The 15,283-nt window shown below is 68.9% G+C and carries 20 protein-coding genes and 1 pseudogene; 8 read left to right on the top strand and 13 right to left on the bottom strand.

Features of this window, described 5'->3' with window-relative positions:
- Positions 1-219: 219 nt before the first annotated feature.
- The 3 genes from GUY59_RS29340 to GUY59_RS29330 form a co-directional block, all read right to left on the bottom strand.
- Positions 220-624 (bottom strand): hypothetical protein, encoded by a 405-nt coding sequence (locus GUY59_RS29340; protein WP_138203002.1) that lies wholly within the window; start codon positions 622-624, stop codon positions 220-222.
- 211 nt (positions 625-835) lie between these two features.
- Positions 836-1,618, bottom strand: coding sequence for an NAD(P)-binding domain-containing protein (locus tag GUY59_RS29335; protein ID WP_138203004.1), 783 nt, complete (start codon positions 1,616-1,618; stop codon positions 836-838).
- Between the two features lie 7 nt (positions 1,619-1,625).
- On the bottom strand, positions 1,626-2,210 hold the full coding sequence (locus GUY59_RS29330) for a dihydrofolate reductase family protein (RefSeq protein WP_138203006.1): 585 nt from the start codon (positions 2,208-2,210) through the stop codon (positions 1,626-1,628).
- Positions 2,211-2,333: 123 nt separating this feature from the next.
- Here GUY59_RS29330 and GUY59_RS29325 point away from each other — a divergent pair, with 123 nt between their 5' ends.
- Entirely contained in the window at positions 2,334-2,822 is a 489-nt protein-coding gene (locus GUY59_RS29325; protein WP_138203008.1) for an Lrp/AsnC family transcriptional regulator, read from the top strand.
- Between the two features lie 243 nt (positions 2,823-3,065).
- Here GUY59_RS29325 and GUY59_RS49085 read toward each other — a convergent pair.
- Positions 3,066-3,182, bottom strand: a pseudogene (locus GUY59_RS49085) (IS3 family transposase); the annotation flags it as partial.
- Positions 3,183-3,883: 701 nt separating this feature from the next.
- Between GUY59_RS49085 and GUY59_RS29315 the strand changes: the two are divergent.
- From GUY59_RS29315 to GUY59_RS29305, 3 genes are read left to right on the top strand one after another with little or no spacing between them, the layout of a single operon-like run.
- Positions 3,884-4,501, top strand: a complete 618-nt coding sequence (locus GUY59_RS29315) for a TetR/AcrR family transcriptional regulator (RefSeq protein ID WP_138203013.1) — start codon at positions 3,884-3,886, stop codon at positions 4,499-4,501.
- Complete coding sequence (locus GUY59_RS29310; protein ID WP_138203015.1) at positions 4,498-4,698, top strand: ferredoxin; 201 nt, start codon at positions 4,498-4,500, stop codon at positions 4,696-4,698. Before GUY59_RS29315 ends, GUY59_RS29310 begins: the two co-directional genes overlap by 4 nt.
- 1 nt (position 4,699) lies before the next feature.
- Positions 4,700-5,971, top strand: a complete 1,272-nt coding sequence (locus GUY59_RS29305; protein ID WP_138203017.1) for a cytochrome P450 — start codon at positions 4,700-4,702, stop codon at positions 5,969-5,971.
- 6 nt (positions 5,972-5,977) lie between these two features.
- Here the strand turns inward: GUY59_RS29305 and GUY59_RS29300 are convergent, their stop codons facing one another.
- Both GUY59_RS29300 and GUY59_RS29295 read right to left on the bottom strand, forming a co-directional pair.
- Entirely contained in the window at positions 5,978-6,130 is a 153-nt protein-coding gene (locus GUY59_RS29300; protein WP_161714755.1) for a hypothetical protein, read from the bottom strand.
- A gap of 42 nt (positions 6,131-6,172) precedes the next feature.
- Positions 6,173-6,529: a hypothetical protein gene (locus GUY59_RS29295; RefSeq protein WP_138203019.1), complete on the bottom strand. Its 357-nt coding sequence runs from the start codon at positions 6,527-6,529 to the stop codon at positions 6,173-6,175.
- A gap of 200 nt (positions 6,530-6,729) precedes the next feature.
- Between GUY59_RS29295 and GUY59_RS29290 the strand changes: the two genes are divergently transcribed.
- Positions 6,730-6,927 carry a hypothetical protein gene (locus GUY59_RS29290; RefSeq protein ID WP_138203021.1) on the top strand — a complete coding sequence of 66 codons (198 nt, stop codon included), beginning with the start codon at positions 6,730-6,732 and terminating at the stop codon, positions 6,925-6,927.
- A 196-nt stretch (positions 6,928-7,123) separates the two neighbouring features.
- On the opposite strand, the gene GUY59_RS47720 is transcribed toward GUY59_RS29290, so the two are convergent.
- The 3 genes from GUY59_RS47720 to GUY59_RS29280 form a co-directional block, all read right to left on the bottom strand.
- Positions 7,124-7,273: an MFS transporter small subunit gene (locus tag GUY59_RS47720; protein WP_171055470.1), complete on the bottom strand. Its 150-nt coding sequence runs from the start codon at positions 7,271-7,273 to the stop codon at positions 7,124-7,126.
- Positions 7,270-8,658 (bottom strand): OFA family MFS transporter, encoded by a 1,389-nt coding sequence (locus GUY59_RS29285; protein WP_330849229.1) that lies wholly within the window; start codon positions 8,656-8,658, stop codon positions 7,270-7,272. Before GUY59_RS29285 ends, GUY59_RS47720 begins: the two co-directional genes overlap by 4 nt.
- Positions 8,659-8,878: 220 nt before the next feature.
- Positions 8,879-9,478, bottom strand: coding sequence for a TetR/AcrR family transcriptional regulator (locus tag GUY59_RS29280; protein WP_252375060.1), 600 nt, complete (start codon positions 9,476-9,478; stop codon positions 8,879-8,881).
- Positions 9,479-9,575: 97 nt separating this feature from the next.
- On the opposite strand from GUY59_RS29280, the gene GUY59_RS29275 reads away from it, so the two are divergent.
- Complete coding sequence (locus GUY59_RS29275; RefSeq protein ID WP_138203023.1) at positions 9,576-10,472, top strand: TIGR03620 family F420-dependent LLM class oxidoreductase; 897 nt, start codon at positions 9,576-9,578, stop codon at positions 10,470-10,472.
- Positions 10,473-10,534: 62 nt separating this feature from the next.
- On the opposite strand, the gene GUY59_RS29270 is transcribed toward GUY59_RS29275, so the two are convergent.
- On the bottom strand, positions 10,535-10,945 hold the full coding sequence (locus GUY59_RS29270) for a cupin domain-containing protein (protein WP_138203025.1): 411 nt from the start codon (positions 10,943-10,945) through the stop codon (positions 10,535-10,537).
- A 417-nt stretch (positions 10,946-11,362) separates the two neighbouring features.
- On the opposite strand from GUY59_RS29270, the gene gdhA reads away from it, so the two are divergent.
- Entirely contained in the window at positions 11,363-12,703 is a 1,341-nt protein-coding gene (gene gdhA, locus GUY59_RS29265; protein WP_138203027.1) for an NADP-specific glutamate dehydrogenase, read from the top strand.
- A gap of 275 nt (positions 12,704-12,978) precedes the next feature.
- Positions 12,979-13,281 carry a hypothetical protein gene (locus tag GUY59_RS29260; RefSeq protein WP_236667612.1) on the top strand — a complete coding sequence of 101 codons (303 nt, stop codon included), beginning with the start codon at positions 12,979-12,981 and terminating at the stop codon, positions 13,279-13,281.
- A 76-nt stretch (positions 13,282-13,357) separates the two neighbouring features.
- On the opposite strand, the gene GUY59_RS29255 is transcribed toward GUY59_RS29260, so the two are convergent.
- Genes GUY59_RS29255 through GUY59_RS29245 form a run of 3 tightly spaced genes read right to left on the bottom strand, consistent with a single transcriptional unit; the run spans position 13,358 to position 14,885 of the window.
- Positions 13,358-14,116: a response regulator transcription factor gene (locus tag GUY59_RS29255; protein ID WP_138203029.1), complete on the bottom strand. Its 759-nt coding sequence runs from the start codon at positions 14,114-14,116 to the stop codon at positions 13,358-13,360.
- Complete coding sequence (locus GUY59_RS29250; protein ID WP_138203031.1) at positions 14,109-14,633, bottom strand: RNA polymerase sigma factor; 525 nt, start codon at positions 14,631-14,633, stop codon at positions 14,109-14,111. The genes GUY59_RS29255 and GUY59_RS29250 overlap by 8 nt, the downstream gene beginning before the upstream one ends.
- Positions 14,634-14,669: 36 nt before the next feature.
- Entirely contained in the window at positions 14,670-14,885 is a 216-nt protein-coding gene (locus GUY59_RS29245; RefSeq protein ID WP_138203033.1) for a hypothetical protein, read from the bottom strand.
- Positions 14,886-15,283 lie beyond the last annotated feature (398 nt).

Raw genomic sequence — 15,283 nt, 5'->3', positions numbered from 1 at the left:
CCGCCTGCACTCAGCGATCGGACACCTGCCACCAGAGGAGTTCGAAGCTCTCTACTACGCTCAACACCAGCCCAACGAACCCGCCGGAATCAACCGTTGAGGTCTCCATCAAAGTCGGGGCGCTTCAGATAGCCCCGTCGTCCCATGCCACTTTCCTCTCATCAAGTGGCACAAGAATCCAGCAATCCACCTCTACTCAACCCGGGACACACCACATGATCAGAAACTACCAATTGGTTTGAGGTTCTGTCTGTCTGTCCGATCCATGCCTCGTGCTCTCCCTCGTAGGTCGATCTGGGGCGATGTAACGCTCTCCCAGGGGCGTAGTCCTTCGCCAGCCAGGAGCAGCGCGGCCTCGGGCAGGTCCAGGTCTTCCAGGGTCTCGGCCGGGTGCAGGTGGTGGGGCGCGCCTGGTTCCCAGAGGGCGAGCGGTTTGAGCAGTGCCGGGTCCGCGTTCCTCATCTTGAGGTGATTGAGGACCCGGTTGGTGACCGCGGTGGGGTGGTCGTCGAGGCAGAATTCGTGCCAGAGGGTTCCGGCCCAGGGGTCGTAGCGGCGTTGATCCATGAAGTAGCGCAGCGCGTCCAGCAGGGTGCCAGCAAAGCGGTGATCGAGAAGAGACAAGCCTCATCGGCCCTGCTGAGGACCGCTGTGGCATAGAACCGTCTCCACGCTTTGAGGGGATTGACACATGACCGACCTGGGCGCTGTCATTTAGATCAACGTCTAATTGATCTGACCGAACGACATTCAAAGTGACAGTGCGATCCGAATACAGTTCGGAGGAGCTCTGTGACGAGGTGAAGACGCCGCTGCATCCCCACCCCGCACGAACTCAGGCGGGTTCTCCGCGGAGGCGAGCCAGTATCCGATCGAGGGCGCGCCGCACCATGTCGGGTACGCCATCCCGCCGCAGCTCGGTCATGAGCTGCTGGTTGATCCCGCCCGGAGTCATGTGATCGTCGGTCAGAGCGGCAAGCGAGTCGGTCGGCTGTAACAGGGACTGGCCCAGCTGACCAAAGATGTGCGTGGTGTAGGCGGTCGCGGCGCCGGAATCAACGCCGTGGTCGGCCAGCCAGCTGGCGATGGTGGTGAGGTAATCGAGATGCGCGGCGAAGGTAGCCGTCACCGCGCTGAACGCCTCCAAGGTTGATTCGTCGCTCGGCACCAGGATGCCACCTACACGGGCGAACAGTTCACGAGCAACGGCGTTGTCGGGGTACACCACCGTCAGACTTTGACCACGCGCTGCCTGCGGCAGCGGGATGACCCGGACGACGTGACCGGCCGGTGCGGCCCAGTCCTGCAGCCGTTCCAGCCGCACACCGGCCATCGCGCTGATCAGCACGTGCTCCGGCCGAAACGACAGTTCCTCGACGACGGCACGAGCTACCCGCGGACGCACCGCGAGCACGATCGACGTCGCGTTCGAGAGCACATTCTGGTTGCTGTCACACACATGCACGTTCGGAAACCGGCTGGCCAGTTCGCGTCCCACACTGCGTCCGCGTGGTGACAGGTAGATCGCAGGAGGGCCAGCAACATCCGCATTGAGGCCCTCTACGATGGCGGCCGTGATCGCACCCGCTCCCACGAACCCGTACGCAGGCTGCTGCATGGCCAGCTCAGCGGCGGATGCGGTAGCGGAGATGGGTGGCCTCCGGTGTGTCGATCACCCGAACGATCTCCAACTCGACGCGCGACGGCAACACCTCAAACAGCCGACGACCAGCGCCGAGCAGCACCGGGATCTGATGGATCTGCATTTCGTCCAGCACGCCGACCTCGATCGCCCGCTGCGCCGTATACGCGCCTTGCACCATCACGTCCCGGTCTCCGGCAGCGGCCTTCGCCTGCGCCATCGCGCTGGCGATCCCGTCGGTCACATACGTCACCAACGGATAGCTCGCCACGGAGGGACCCGGCGGCCGGTGACTGGGCACGAAGATCGACACTCCGTGATGATCACCTTTCCAATGATCGACCTGCTCCACGGTCCGTCGACCCGCCAGCACCGCACCGGTCGCCTCCATCGCCTCAGCCAACTCCCCGGCCGGCCCGGACCGCCGGATGTCCCCGACCGCGGTGTAGCCCCAGGCGTGCAGCCGCTCCACCGCCGCGCCGTCACCGCCGGGGTTGCCCGGTTCGTCATTCGGACCCGCGATGTACCCGTCGAGGGACATCGACATGTAGAGCACCGATGAGGACATGAGCCTTCTCCTGTCGTCGATGGCGCAGCTCCTTCCTCAGCCACGCACTCCTGGGCGACGACGCTAGCCGTAACCCCGCTGTTCCCGATTGAAATTCTTCCCGCCTCGACGCAAGATTGTTGCGTGCCGAAGCCGATCCTGACGCTCGACGACGTCGACCATGAACTGCTCGACCTGCTGCAGCGCGACTCTGGGCGCACCCTTCGCGAACTTGGTGACCTCGTTGCCCTGTCACCCAGCGCCGTGCAGCGGCGAATCGACCGTTACCGTAAGCACGGTGTGCTCGCCCGGCACGTCGCGCTACTCGACCCAAGTCGCCTGCCGACCGCATTGCTCGCGGTATGCCTGGTGACGCTCGAACGCGAATCCAGCCGGCACCATCACACATTCCGCAGGCGACTGCTCGCTGCAGACGAGGTACAGCAGATCTACGACGTTTCCGGTGACTGGGACTACGTCGTGATACTCGCGTGCATCGGCATGGCGCACCACACCGCCGTCGCGGACCGACTGTTTCAGGAGGCGCCAAACGTACGCCGCTACACAACCCTGTTCGTGCTCGACCCAGTGCGCACCGGCTGCGCCCTACCCACGCGTACCCCGGACACCTGAGCCGTCGACACAACCGCATGATCAACCGAATCCGCCAGCTCAACGCGACCGGGGGAGTGTCTAATTAACGGCGGATCTAACGATCAAGGAGATGCGTCTGATGACGGAGATCGCCGTAGAGCAAGAGGACCGTGACGAGGTCGTCGAAGAGGCCGTGTCGAGCGCGGTGAGCGACGAGCAGTTGATCACGATGCTGGTGGACCGCGCTCGTTCGGACGGGCTGCAGCTGACCGGGGAGGGCGGGCGTCGGCGGTTGTAGAACCCTTCGATATAGCGGATGACCTGCCGTCTTGCCTTGGCTCGGGTGGTGAAGACGAAGTGGTGCAGCCATTCGTTCTTTAGCGCGGAAAAGAACGACTCGGCGCTCTTGTGCGGCTGGCCGGTCGAGGCCGGGAGTGTTCCGCTCTCAGCCTGCTTTCTCCAGTGCACGATATGGGAGTGGTACAGCCGTTCCTTGCGGAGCAGTGCGCCCCGCTCAGGGCTGCCTTCGGGCAGCGCGTCGAAAGCGGCCAGGATCCGCGCCTTGTAGGCCTTGGTGAACGTCCGCCGCTTTTGCCGGGCCGGCTGCTCATCGGTCACCCGACCATCCTGCCCCGTCAAGGCGCTCTGATCGGCGAGGGTCATCGTCACTGTCTCGATCGTCCTGTCTCGCCCTGCTTCACATCAAATGGACTCATCTGTCCCATGTATCACAGCAGTCTGACAGAGAGGGTACGCCAATGAACGAACCTCACTTGACGCGCGTACATCCAGCCCCAACGCCTCGACCATCGTCCACGGCGGGCATCCGTTCCGCAGGGGCCATCCGATCAACCCACGACGCGAACGACTCGCCGTACGCCGGTGCCACCACTAACGCCAGCCGCCGGTGCCAGAGCGTCGTCATCTCCCGGGCCGAACCTCCTGCGATACACGTACCTACCTACTGACATCTCCGATGGGCTACTGCCAGATCCACTGACATCTCTGGTGCCGTACTGACATCTGCAAGGCCGTCAGACAACAGCTCACACGCTCAAGGTGCCCTTGACGAATCAAATGAACGGATTTTTAATTCGTGCATGGGGCGCATAGCCGGTGTCACGGCCGCCGAGACGCGGGAGCGGCTGCTCCGCGCGGCCGCCGACGTCTTCGCCGAGCGCGGGTACGACGGCACCCGGGTCGCCGACATCGCCGCCGCCGCCGGGGTGAGCAACGGCGCGCTCTACGCGCACTTCGGCTCGAAGGCGGAGCTGCTCGTCGCGGCCCTGCGCGCGCACGGCCGCAGCATGCTCGCCGAGTTGCTCGCCGCCGACCCCGACCGGCCGGTCACCGAGTTGCTCCTCGTCATCGGCCGCAAACTGCCCCGCCGGCCCGACGTACGCGGCCGTCTCATCGTCGAGGCGCTCGTCGCGGCCCGTCGTGACCAGGACGTCGCCCTGCCCATGCGCGACTACCTCGGCGAACGCGCCGGCCAGATCTCCGGGCTGGTACGCGGGGCGCAGGACGACGGCGAGCTCGATCCCGCGCTGTCGCCCGAGGCGCTGGCCCACTTCTGCCTCCTGCTGGCGATGGGCAGCGCGCTGGTCACGCCGGACCTGCACGCGGTCGACGACGGGGAGTGGGCCGACCTGCTCACCCGTGTCGTGACCGTGCTCGCCCCCGCCGGCATCACCGCAGAAAGGGAGTCAACCCCGTGAAAGTGCAGATCAACTCCGAACGGTGCCAGGGGCACGGCCGCTGCTACGACCTGTCCCCCGGGCTGTTCGGCGAGGACGACGAGGGTTACGGGCAGGTCCGGGGCCACGGCCTCGTACCGCCGGGTGAGGAACAGGCGGCGCGCCTGGCGGTGGCCAACTGTCCCGAGAGGGCGATCGACGCGCACGAGGAGACCTGACATGGCCGTTGACGAGCGCTTCACGCAGAACTACGGGGACGGCCGCGAGCCGGATGGCGTCCGCAGTGAGGTCGTCACCGGCCCGGTCTCCGACTGGGCCACCGACTTCTCCCACCTTGAGCCGGAATGGGCCGCCGACCCGTACCCCATCCAGGACGACCTACGGCAGCGCTGCCCGATCGCGCGCACCGAGCGGTTCGGCGGCGGCTGGTTGCCGACGCGGCATGAGGACGTCGCGGCGATCGCCTACGACACCGAGAGTTTCTCCTCGCGGGCGATCGTCATGAGCAACTACCGGCCGCCGCTGGACCTGGCGCCGGTCGGCGGCGTGCCCCCGATCTCGTCCGACCCGCCGTTCCACCGCGACGCGCGCAGGCTGCTGCTGCCGGCCTTCACCAAGAGCGCCGTCGCCAAGCGGGAGGCTGCCACGCGGGCGTACTGCCACGAGCTCATCGACGCCCTGGAGGGCCGGCGGGACGTCGACGCGGCCCGCGAGTACGCCCAGCACATCCCGGTCCGGGTGATCGCCGACATGCTGGGGTTCCCGCCCGAGGACGGGCCGCGCTTCCGTACGTTCATCGAGCATTCCCTCGAAGGCGTCAACCTGCCGCCCGACGAGCGCATGGCGCGCATGTCGGAGTTGTTCGACTACCTGCTGGAGCAGATCCGGGACCACCTCGACCACCCGCGCGACGACCTGACCACCTACCTCATCGAGGCGGAGCTGTACGGCCGGAAGCTCCAGCCCCAGCACGTGTCCGGCACGATGGCCCTGCTGCTGATCGCCGGCATCGACACCACGTGGAGCGCGATCGGCGCGTCCCTGTGGCACCTGGCGAAGACGCCGGCCGACAGGGAGCGCCTGGTGGCCGAGCCGGAGCTGCTGCCGACCGCGATGGAGGAGTTCCTGCGGGCGTACGCGCCGGTCACGATGGCACGCCTGGTCAAGCAGGACATGCACTGGCGCGGGGCCGACATGAAGGCCGACGACTGGGTGCTGCTGTCCTTCCCGGCGGCCAACCGGGACCCGGCGCACTTCGACCGGCCGGACGAGGTCGTCATCGACCGCGAGGTCAACCGGCATGTGGCGTTCGGGCTCGGGATCCACCGCTGCGTGGGCTCCCATCTGGCGCGCATGGAGCTGCGGGTCGCCCTGGAGGTCTGGCTGGAGCGGATCCCGGAGTTCGCCCTGGCCGACCCGGCGGCGGTGACCTGGGCGGCGGGGCAGGTCCGCGGGCCGCGGACGCTGCCCCTGCGCGTCGGACGGGCGTGAGGCCGGCTATCCGGCCGGCCTCAGCACCACGGGCAGGGCCGTGGCCTGGGCCGGCACGGGCTCGGGCTCAAGCCGCTCCCCGCCGGAGTGCGCCGGAACGGCCTGCTCGCGGGGGCCCTGGCAGATGAGGGAGAGCGGGATCAGGCACATCGCCTTCACGCCGCCGCTGGTGGACGGGGCGCGGACGTCGACGCGGAAGCCTTAGTCGTGCGCGAGCCGCCCGACGCGGCCCTCGACCCGCGTCTCCCCCGCTTCGGGAAGGTAGGTGTACTCGACGCGGTTGTGGGGGCCGATGCGGCCGCGGGCGCTCTCGATGATCTCGCGGAAGGTGCAGTCGGCGCGCTGGATGCCCGGCCACGACCCGGCCAGCAGGCGCAGGCGCTGCACGCTGTGCAGCGCCTGGGTGGCCAGGTGGTCGATGTCGACGAGGCTCCGGTGGTAGACGCTGGCCCGGGGGAACTCGCGCAGCTCCTCGTCGATCTCCAGCTGGAGCCGGGTGAGGAACATCTGCGCCTCGTCGGTGACGCCCCGCACGCCGGCTCTGGCCGCGCTGCCCACGCCGGCGCGGGTGATCTCGACCGCCTCGCGCAGCAGGTCTTCGGCGGCCTGGTGGTGCTTGTCGAGCGGGCTGCCGGCGAACTAGGGGTGTAACCCTCGACGCCGGTGTAGCCCCTGGCCTCGATGTCGGCCACGGCCTGCACGCGTTCGACCAGCCTGGCGCCCTCGGACTGGGCGGCTTCGTACCACTGTCACTTGGCGTGGGCCTGGAGCGGGCGACCTGGGCCTGCTCGACGGCGGTGGCCTTGTGCTGCACGGCGTCGCGGGCGGCCTTCTCCGCGATGTCCTTGGCCTGCTGCGCGGTGCGTTCGGCGCGGGCCCGCACCGTCAGCGCGACGACGACGCCTCCGACCACGACGACGGCGCAGCAGCGCCCCAAAGCAGGAGATCCGATGTGACATGGCATTCCTTGTCCAGGCGCGTTTTCCCGCGCGTTGCGACCGGGTGACGACGCACGGTCAACAGAATGCCATGTGCACTGCCGTTTTTCGCTGCACTTCCGAGATCCGGGGTTTCATTTGAAGCAATTTCCCGGAAATCGATGGTATTTACCTGTGCGCGGCTATAGAAAGTGAATTTTTATCAGATAATCACTCAGCCGGAGAAGAGCTGGGTGAGCTTGAGGAACAGCTGGTAGACGCCGTACGCGAACGGCACCCCCACCCACGCCCATGCCAGCACCATCAGCCCGGTCCGGCGATTTGTCGTGTCCGTGGAGTCCGCGGATTCCGTGCTGTCCGTCATACCGTTTGTCCCTTCCCTGCCACATTCTCCTGCCGTGGCCGTTCGTGGTGCTTCTCGTGCACCGGCCGGATCAGCTCATTGGCGACGAATCCGACCGCGAGCAGGCCGATCATGATGTAGAGGGACGTGGTGTACAGGGCGGGACCCGACCGCCCCGCGGCCTCCTGCCCGTCGGCGATCGCGTTGATGATGAGCGGGCCGAGCACGCCCGCGGTCGACCAGGCCGTGAGCAGCCTGCCGTGGATCGCCCCGACCTCGTACGTGCCGAACAGGTCCTTCAGATACGCGGGGACCGTTGCGAAGCCGCCGCCGTAGAAGGACAGGATGCCGAGCGCGCAGATGATGAACAGCGGCTTGGAGGTGTCGCCCGCCAGCGCGATCGCGAGATAGAGCAGCGCGCCCACGCCCAGGTAGACGCGGTACATGTTCTTGCGCCCGATCAGATCGGAGGTCGACGACCAGCCGAAGCGCCCCGCCATGTTCGCCAGCGACAGCAGCGCGACGAAGCCCGCCGCCGCCCCCGCCGCGACGGGCATGGAGGTGCCGGAGAAGAAGTCGACGATCATCGGCGCGGCCTTCTCCAGGATGCCGATCCCGGCGGTGACGTTCAGGCACAACACCAGCCACAGCAAGTAGAACTGCGGGGTGCGGATGGCGTTGCGGGCGGAGACGTCGGCGGTGGTGACGAGCCGTCGTGTGGCCGCCTCGCTCGGCCGCCATCCCTTCGGCGCCCACCCGTCGGCGGGGACGCGCACCAGTAGCACGCCCATGGACATGAAGACCGCGTAGACGACGCCGTGCACGACGAACGTCGCGGCGATCCCGCCCGTGCCGGTGCCGAAGGAATCGAGCATCTGGGCCGACCACGGCGAGGCGATGAGCGCTCCCCCGCCGAACCCCATGATCGCGATGCCGGTGGCCATGCCGGGCCGGTCGGGGAACCATTTGATCAGCGTGGAGACCGGGGAGATGTAGCCGATCCCGAGCCCGATCCCGCCCACGAACCCGTACCCGAGGACCACCAGCCAGTACTGACCCGTGGCCACGCCCAGCGCGGACAGCAGGAACCCGGAGGAGAAGCAGGCCATCGAGACGAACATCGCCCAGCGCGGCCCGTTGCGCTCGACCAATGTGCCGCCGAAGGCCGCGGACAGGCCGAGCATGACGATGCCCAGTTGGAAGGGCAGTGCGCTCTGGGTGCCCGACAGGCCGAGCGAGGATTCGAGGGGAGGTTTGAACACGCTCCACGCGTACGCCTGACCGATCGCCAGGTGCACGGAGAGCGCGGCGGGGGGCACCAGCCACCGGCTCCACGTGGGCGCCGCCACGGTACGGGAACGACTCAGAAAACCTGTGGGACTCGCGAACCTCGTACTGATTGCCACGAAGATACGGGTAACACATACCGTATGCCGTATTCGGATCCGGGTGCGCGTTTACGACGAGCGGTCAAATCTGGTCGGCGAACGGCGTACGAGCCGAAGGCGCTCAGGCGGGGATGGGCGGACATGTCGGCATCGAACACCTGTTGCGAAGTCCGGCCGAAAATGCGGCCGACCTGCTGAGTGTGCTGGCCCCGGAGCCGGCGGCCGCCCCGGCGCGGCACTAGCGATCCGGCCGGCCTCCGGCGTCGGGGCGTTCCAGCCCTTCGAAGAGCAGCAGGAGCAGGCGATCTCCCTGGAGGTCGTCGCCCGCCATCTGCTCGCGCGCCCATGAGGAGCCCGCGACCAAGGCGAGGAACTCGAGTGGCGTGATGTCGCCGCGTACCTCGCCCGCTTCCTGCGCGCGGGTCAGCAGGGCCGTCCCGGCGCCGCGCATCGTCTCGCAGGAGGCGTGCAGGGCGGAGCAGGGGTCGTTCAGCGTGGCCGTCACCGCCGCGGTCAGCCCCCGGTAGACGGTGGTGGTCTGTACGAAGTCCAGCGTCCAGGCGATCAGCGCCTCGCGGGGGGACGGGTGGCCGGCTAGCCCCTGGGCGCCGGCGGTCAGGGCGTCGAACCGCTCGCGCAGCAGCTCTTCCAGCAGCGCCTCCCGCGTGGGGAAGTGCCGGTAGAGGGTGCCGACCCCGACTCCGGCCCGCGCGGCGATGTCCTCCAGCGAGGCGTCGGTGCCGTGGTCCAGGAAGGCGGTGCGCGCCTCGGCCAGCAGCCGGTCGCGGTTGCGGCGCGCGTCGGCCCGCATGGCGCGTCTGGTGGTGGTGTCGCCCACGTCCGCCTCCTGGGGTTCACAAACCGGAGCCTGCTTCCGTATCTTAGGTCCCAGATAAGCGGAGGATGGCTCCGCTAACTTTTCCGCAGGAGTGACGATGACCCCGACCAAGGACCGCCTCGGCCGCTTCGGCGTGTGGATCATGCCGATGACGCTGCTGCACACGCCGGTGGACACGCAACGCGAGCAGTTCGCGCGGATCGAGCGGCTCGGGTACGGCTCGGTGTGGACGGGCGAACCGCCGGCGGCCTCCCCCGCCTCCGGACGCGAGATCTTCACCCAGCTGGCGCTCATGCTCGCCGCCACCGAACGGCTGGTCGCGGGCGCCGGCGTCGCCAACATCAGGATGCGCGACCCGCAGGCGACGCACAGCGGCGCGGCCACGCTCGCCGAGGCGTACCCGGACCGCGTGATCCTCGGGCTCGGCGGCCACGGCGGCGAGCGCCCGCTGGCCGAGCTCCGCGCCTACCTGGACGCCATGGACGAAGCCGCCACCCGCATCCAGCCGGACGCCCGCTACCCCCGCGTGCTCGCGGCCCTCGGCCCCAAGGCGCACCGGCTGGCCGGCGAGCGGACCGGCGGTGTCCACCCCTTCCTGCAACCCGTCGAGCACACCCGGGCGGCGCGCGACGCTCTCGGCCCCGGCCCCCTGCTCATCCCGCACCAGGCCGTCGTCCTCGACGCCGACGCTGGCCGCGCCAGGGGGCGGATCCGCGCCCTGTTCCACATGGGCGGGCGCGAGAACCACTACACCGCCAACTACCGCAGGCTCGGGTACGGCGACGCCGACCTCGGCGGGGAGCCCAGCGACCGCCTCGTCGACGCCGTCGTGGCCTGGGGCGACGACGCCGCGATCGCCGCGCGGGCGCGGGGGCAGCTGGCCGCCGGCGCCGACCACGTCCTGCTCCACCCGCTGGTGGACGACCTGACCAGCGCCGTCGACGACCTGGCCCGCCTCGCCCCGCTGCTGACCGGTCGGTCAGCAGCTTCGTGACGAACCGGGCGGCCCCGCTCCGCGCGGCCGGTGTGCTGCCGGCGCGCGCACACCGCGGACGCTCAGACCGGGCGGGCGGCGCGGCGGTCCGCCCGCCGGGCGAGCTCGTCGTCGTCCACCAGCGTGAGCATCGGCTTGCCGGGTTCGCACAACATCGTCACGGTGAACCGGAGCGGGATGTCGTCGCGGTTGTTGCCGTCCTGGTAGTGGATGACGTCTCCGCCGGGCTCCCAGAACGCCTCGCCGGCGCGTACGACCCGCTCGGGCTCGCCTTCGAGCTCCAGCAGCATCTCGCCTTCCAGCACGAAACCGAAGGCGGGCCCGGTGTGGCGGTGCGGCGGCGTGCCGGGGTCTCCTGGCGGGTACTCGATGACCAGCGTCATCTCGTGTGCGCCCTCCGGGATGAACGGCGGCTCCGCCTCCTGCACGATGGTGACCGCCGTCTGCCAGGCGTTCGATCGATGGTCCCGCATGGTGGGCCTCCTTGGTGGGTCGCGCGCCGAGCCGGTCCCGGTGGGCGATCGCGGTGGGCGGTCCCGGTGGGCGATCGCGGTGGGCGGTCCCGGTGGGCGATCGCGGTGGGCGATCGCGGTGGGCGATCGCGGTGGGCGATCGCGGTGGGCGATCGCGGTGGGCGATCGCGGTGGGCGATCGCGGTGGGCGATCGCGGTGGGCGATCGCGGTGGGCGATCGCGCCAGCTTGGACAGCGCGGCGCGCGCTGCTGTGACGGCCGGCCGGCGGCCCGCGGAAAAGTTTTGCGTTCCGCTGACCTGCCGGGCCTGAAGGCGTGCAGGTGACACGGTCTTCGCTAATGGGTCATACGGGTGCAGCTCACAACGAGCCGCCCCTTACAGTGAGGAAGCGCATGCAGTGAGCCTAGGGAGTACGTGTGCACGAGAAACTGTCGTCGATCTACGACAACGTCCTACGCCGCAATCCTGGGGAGACGGAGTTCCACCAGGCCGTGCGCGAGGTGCTCGAAAGCATCGGCCCGGTTCTCGGGAAGCACCCCGAATACGCCGAGTCGAAGATCATAGAGCGGATCTGCGAGCCCGAGCGGCAGATCATTTTCCGCGTGCCGTGGGCCGACGACCGGGGCGAGGTGCAGATCAACCGCGGCTTCCGGGTGGAGTTCAACAGCGCGCTCGGGCCGTACAAGGGTGGACTGCGTTTCCACCCGTCGGTCTACCTGGGGATCGTCAAGTTCCTGGGATTCGAGCAGATCTTCAAGAACGGCCTGACGGGCCTGCCGATCGGCGGCGGCAAGGGCGGCTCCGACTTCGACCCGAAGGGGCGTTCCGACCGCGAGGTCATGCGCTTCTGCCAGAGCTTCATGACGGAGCTCTACCGGCACATCGGCGAGTACACCGACGTGCCCGCCGGTGACATCGGCGTCGGCGGCCGGGAGATCGGCTACCTGTTCGGCCAGTACAAGCGCATCACCAACCGGTACGAGTCGGGCGTCATCACCGGCAAGGGCCTGGCATACGGCGGCGCGCAGGTCCGTACGGAGGCCACCGGCTACGGATGCGCCTTCTTCGTGGACGAGATGCTGAAGGCGCGCGGCACGTCGTTCGACGGCAAGCGGGTCGCGGTGTCCGGCTCCGGCAACGTGGCCGTCTACACCATCGAGAAGATCGAGCAGCTGGGCGGCCGGGTCGTCGCGTGCTCCGACTCCTCCGGCTACGTGCTCGACGAGAAGGGCATCGACCTGGACCTGCTCAAGCAGATCAAGCAGGTCGAACGCGGCCGCCTGGACGTCTACGCCGAACGCCGCGGCGACAACGCCACCTTCGTGGCCGGCCGCAGCGTGTGGGAGGTGCCGTGCGAGGTGGCGATGCCGTCCGCCACGCAGAACGAGATCACCGGCCGCGACGCCGCGGTCATGGTCGGCAACGGCTGCATCGCGGTCGGCGAGGGCGCGAACATGCCCACCACGCCGGAGGGCATCAAGGTGTTCCTGGAGGCGGGCGTGGCCTTCGGACCCGGCAAGGCGGCCAACGCGGGCGGCGTCGCGACCAGCGCGCTGGAGATGCAGCAGAACGCCAGCCGCGACTCGTGGACGTTCGAGTTCTCCGAGCACCGGCTTGAGGAGATCATGCGCGACATCCACGACCGCTGCCTGCAGACCGCCGACGAGTACGGCATGCCGGGCGACTACGTGGCCGGCGCCAACATCGACGGTTTCCGCCGGGTCGCCGACGCGATGCTGGCGCTCGGCCTGATCTGAGCGGGCCCCCGGGACGACGCCACCTGCCCGGGGTCCAGGCGAAGAGCCGGTGCGGGTGCATGCCGTCCACCAGGCCCAGCTCGGGCGGGTGGATGCTGTAGCCCAGCATGCGGCGGGTCCTGGCGCTCAGCTGCCTGGCGACGTCCCTGCCCGGCGAGAGGAGACGCCTGGCAGTTCGGCGGGCGACGGTAATGATCACTTGACCTCGTCGCGGTGGGCCGGCGATGCAACGTCTCCTCCCGCCGGTCCGGATGCCTGCCCGTTACATTGAATCGGTGACCGACGACCAGCACGGCCTGGCGATGAGCGGGGCGAGCACCGCCGCGGCGCGGCACTACGACCAGGCCGTCGACGGGCTGCTGCACTTCCGGGTGGAGGTCGCCGCCGAGACGAAGGCCGCGCTGGCCGACTCCCCCGGCTTCCCGATGGGCAACGTCCTGTCGGCCTACCTGGGACTGCTCACCACCGAGGCCGACGACGCGCGCAAGGCGCGGGCACGGTTCACGGCGTTCCGCCGGCGATCGAGGACAAGACGCTCTTCTCGGCGGTGTCGACGGCGAGCTCCCAGCGGGTCTTGATGGTGGGTTTTCCCGGTCCGACCCAACACGGCAAGTCGTTGCGCGCGCCGGTGCCCTGGGGTCCGGCTGCGGTCCGTCAGGAGCCGAGCCGGTGTCCCTTGTCCTGCAGGGCGGTGCGCAGCTTGATCTTCTCCACGATGAGCGCCTGGAGCTCGGTGACCTCCTGGACGGTGAAGCCGGTGGCCGCCGCGATCTGCGGGGTGGACAAGTTGTCGGCCAGGTGCCGGAGCACCGTAGCCTCCAGCTCGGTGAACAGGCTGATCGCGGGAGCCGGCGCGGTCTGCGCCAGGCCCGGCGGCGGCAGTGACGCCATGATCGCCGCGGCGATGGGATAGCCGCCACGCAGCACCTCGCGCAGCGTCGCCACCAGCTCGTCCACGCTGAACGGCTTGGTCAGGAACCCCACCGCACCGGCGGCCAGCCCGCGCAGCAGGTCCGCCCGCTCGTCCTTCGCGGTGACGCAAACCACTCGCGTCGAGGGGTGCTCCCTGGCGATGATCTCGGTAGCGACCCATCCATCCATCCCGGGCAACATGAGATCCATCGTCACCACATCAGGACGCGTCCGCCGGACCGCGGCCACCGCCTCCCGGCCCTCGATCGCGACGCCCACGACCTCGAACCCGGACCTGGCCAGGATGAGGGCGAGGGCCTCCGACATGGAGGGGTCGTCCTCGACCACGAGCACGGTCGGCCGCGGCCTGGCGATCTCCCGTAGGCTCGCCTCGGTGTCCACCGCCTGCTCGACCGCCGACCTGGCTCGCCGCTGCGACTCGGCGAGCAGCCGGTCTAGCCGGGGCCCGTCGAGTGAGCGCCGGGGGTTCACCTCAGCCATCGTCGCCTCCCATCCCAGTCAGCGCGGTCCGGAGCGTCGCGCGGGCCTTGTAGAGATTGACGCGTACGGCCGGCGGGCTCTTGTCGAGCAGCTCGGCGATTTCGGCCGGAGTGTACCCGTCGATCGTCCACGCCATGATCTCCCGCTGGACGGGCGGAAGGTGCCGGATCGCCGCGAAGATCGCGCGCTCCTGATCCTGGAACTCGACCCGCAGCAACTCCTGGTCCCCGGCTGAGGCGGTGTCCGTCGCCGCCGCGCCGAGCTCGCTTTCCCTGACGCCCCGGCTCATCTTGAAGTAGGCGTTCCTGATCGCGACCCGCAGGTAGGCCCGCGGTTTGCCGATCTCCGGCCAGTGCGGAAAGGCCTTCGCGCACGCCTCCTGCGCCAAGTCGAACGCCTCGTGCCAGCGTGCCCCCAGCCGGTGCGCGAACAGCAGCAGGTCGGGAAACTCCCGGCGGTACCACTGCGCGAACTCGGCACCGTCGTCGCCAGTTGGAGGCCGGGGAGGCGGCGTCACGGTGGTCTGCTCCTGCCTTGCGAGGTGTCGTCCACATCATCCATCACCGGGCTCCGCCGCGGCCGCCGAATCAGCGGAACCAACGTGGACGCGTACGCCGTCCGCCCGGTCGATATACACGCTGCCCTTCGGCAGGCACGCGATGACCTCGGCTAGCCTTCGCTGCCTGTGCCGTTCGCGTACCCAGGTCGTGGCCAGTGCCAGCAGGCTGCCCGCCACGCTCGCCAGCATCCCGGCGACCATCAGGCTCATGGCTGTCCCCTTTCTCGGCCGTCCCGACTTACTCGGCTGTGGAGAAGGAGCCGATGGACGCCCGAGCGTTACCCCGTCCCGCCGGTCGACGGGATTTGTTCGCTGGCATGCGCGGCGGGCAGCCTGCATGAGGCGCTGGACACGACCACCCCGGCGGCCGACTCGTCTTCCACGTCTGAAAGCGGAGTATGTGCCGCGCGGCGGCCTGCGGTGGCGCAACCTGCTGGTCAGCAACGCCGAATACGGCCGCTTCCTCAACGAGTTCGCCGACCACGGCCTGCACCACACCTCCGGCGGCGCCTATCTGCTGTGCTGCGAGATGCCGCATGAGCGAGCCGGCCGCCTCCACCGCGACCCCGTCACCGGCCGGTGGACGGTCCGGTTTCGAGGAGCATCCA

It is taken from the genome of Nonomuraea sp. K271, assembly GCF_009908215.1.
Lineage (GTDB): Bacteria > Actinomycetota > Actinomycetes > Streptosporangiales > Streptosporangiaceae > Nonomuraea > Nonomuraea longispora.
This window is presented reverse-complemented; position numbering and strand designations above follow the sequence as displayed.

Bases quoted from the DNA above. Each gene is read 5' to 3' on its own strand.
- GUY59_RS29335 (WP_138203004.1), bottom strand. From the start codon at position 1,618: ATGCAGCAGCCTGCGTACGGGTTCGTGGGAGCGGGTGCGATCACGGCC.
- GUY59_RS29330 (WP_138203006.1), bottom strand. From the start codon at position 2,210: ATGTCCTCATCGGTGCTCTACATGTCGATGTCCCTCGACGGGTACATC.
- GUY59_RS29315 (WP_138203013.1), top strand. From the start codon at position 3,884: ATGGGGCGCATAGCCGGTGTCACGGCCGCCGAGACGCGGGAGCGGCTG.
- GUY59_RS29305 (WP_138203017.1), top strand. From the start codon at position 4,700: ATGGCCGTTGACGAGCGCTTCACGCAGAACTACGGGGACGGCCGCGAG.
- GUY59_RS47720 (WP_171055470.1), bottom strand. From the start codon at position 7,273: ATGACGGACAGCACGGAATCCGCGGACTCCACGGACACGACAAATCGC.
- GUY59_RS29275 (WP_138203023.1), top strand. From the start codon at position 9,576: ATGACCCCGACCAAGGACCGCCTCGGCCGCTTCGGCGTGTGGATCATG.
- GUY59_RS29270 (WP_138203025.1), bottom strand. From the start codon at position 10,945: ATGCGGGACCATCGATCGAACGCCTGGCAGACGGCGGTCACCATCGTG.
- GUY59_RS29255 (WP_138203029.1), bottom strand. From the start codon at position 14,116: ATGGCTGAGGTGAACCCCCGGCGCTCACTCGACGGGCCCCGGCTAGAC.
- GUY59_RS29245 (WP_138203033.1), bottom strand. From the start codon at position 14,885: ATGAGCCTGATGGTCGCCGGGATGCTGGCGAGCGTGGCGGGCAGCCTG.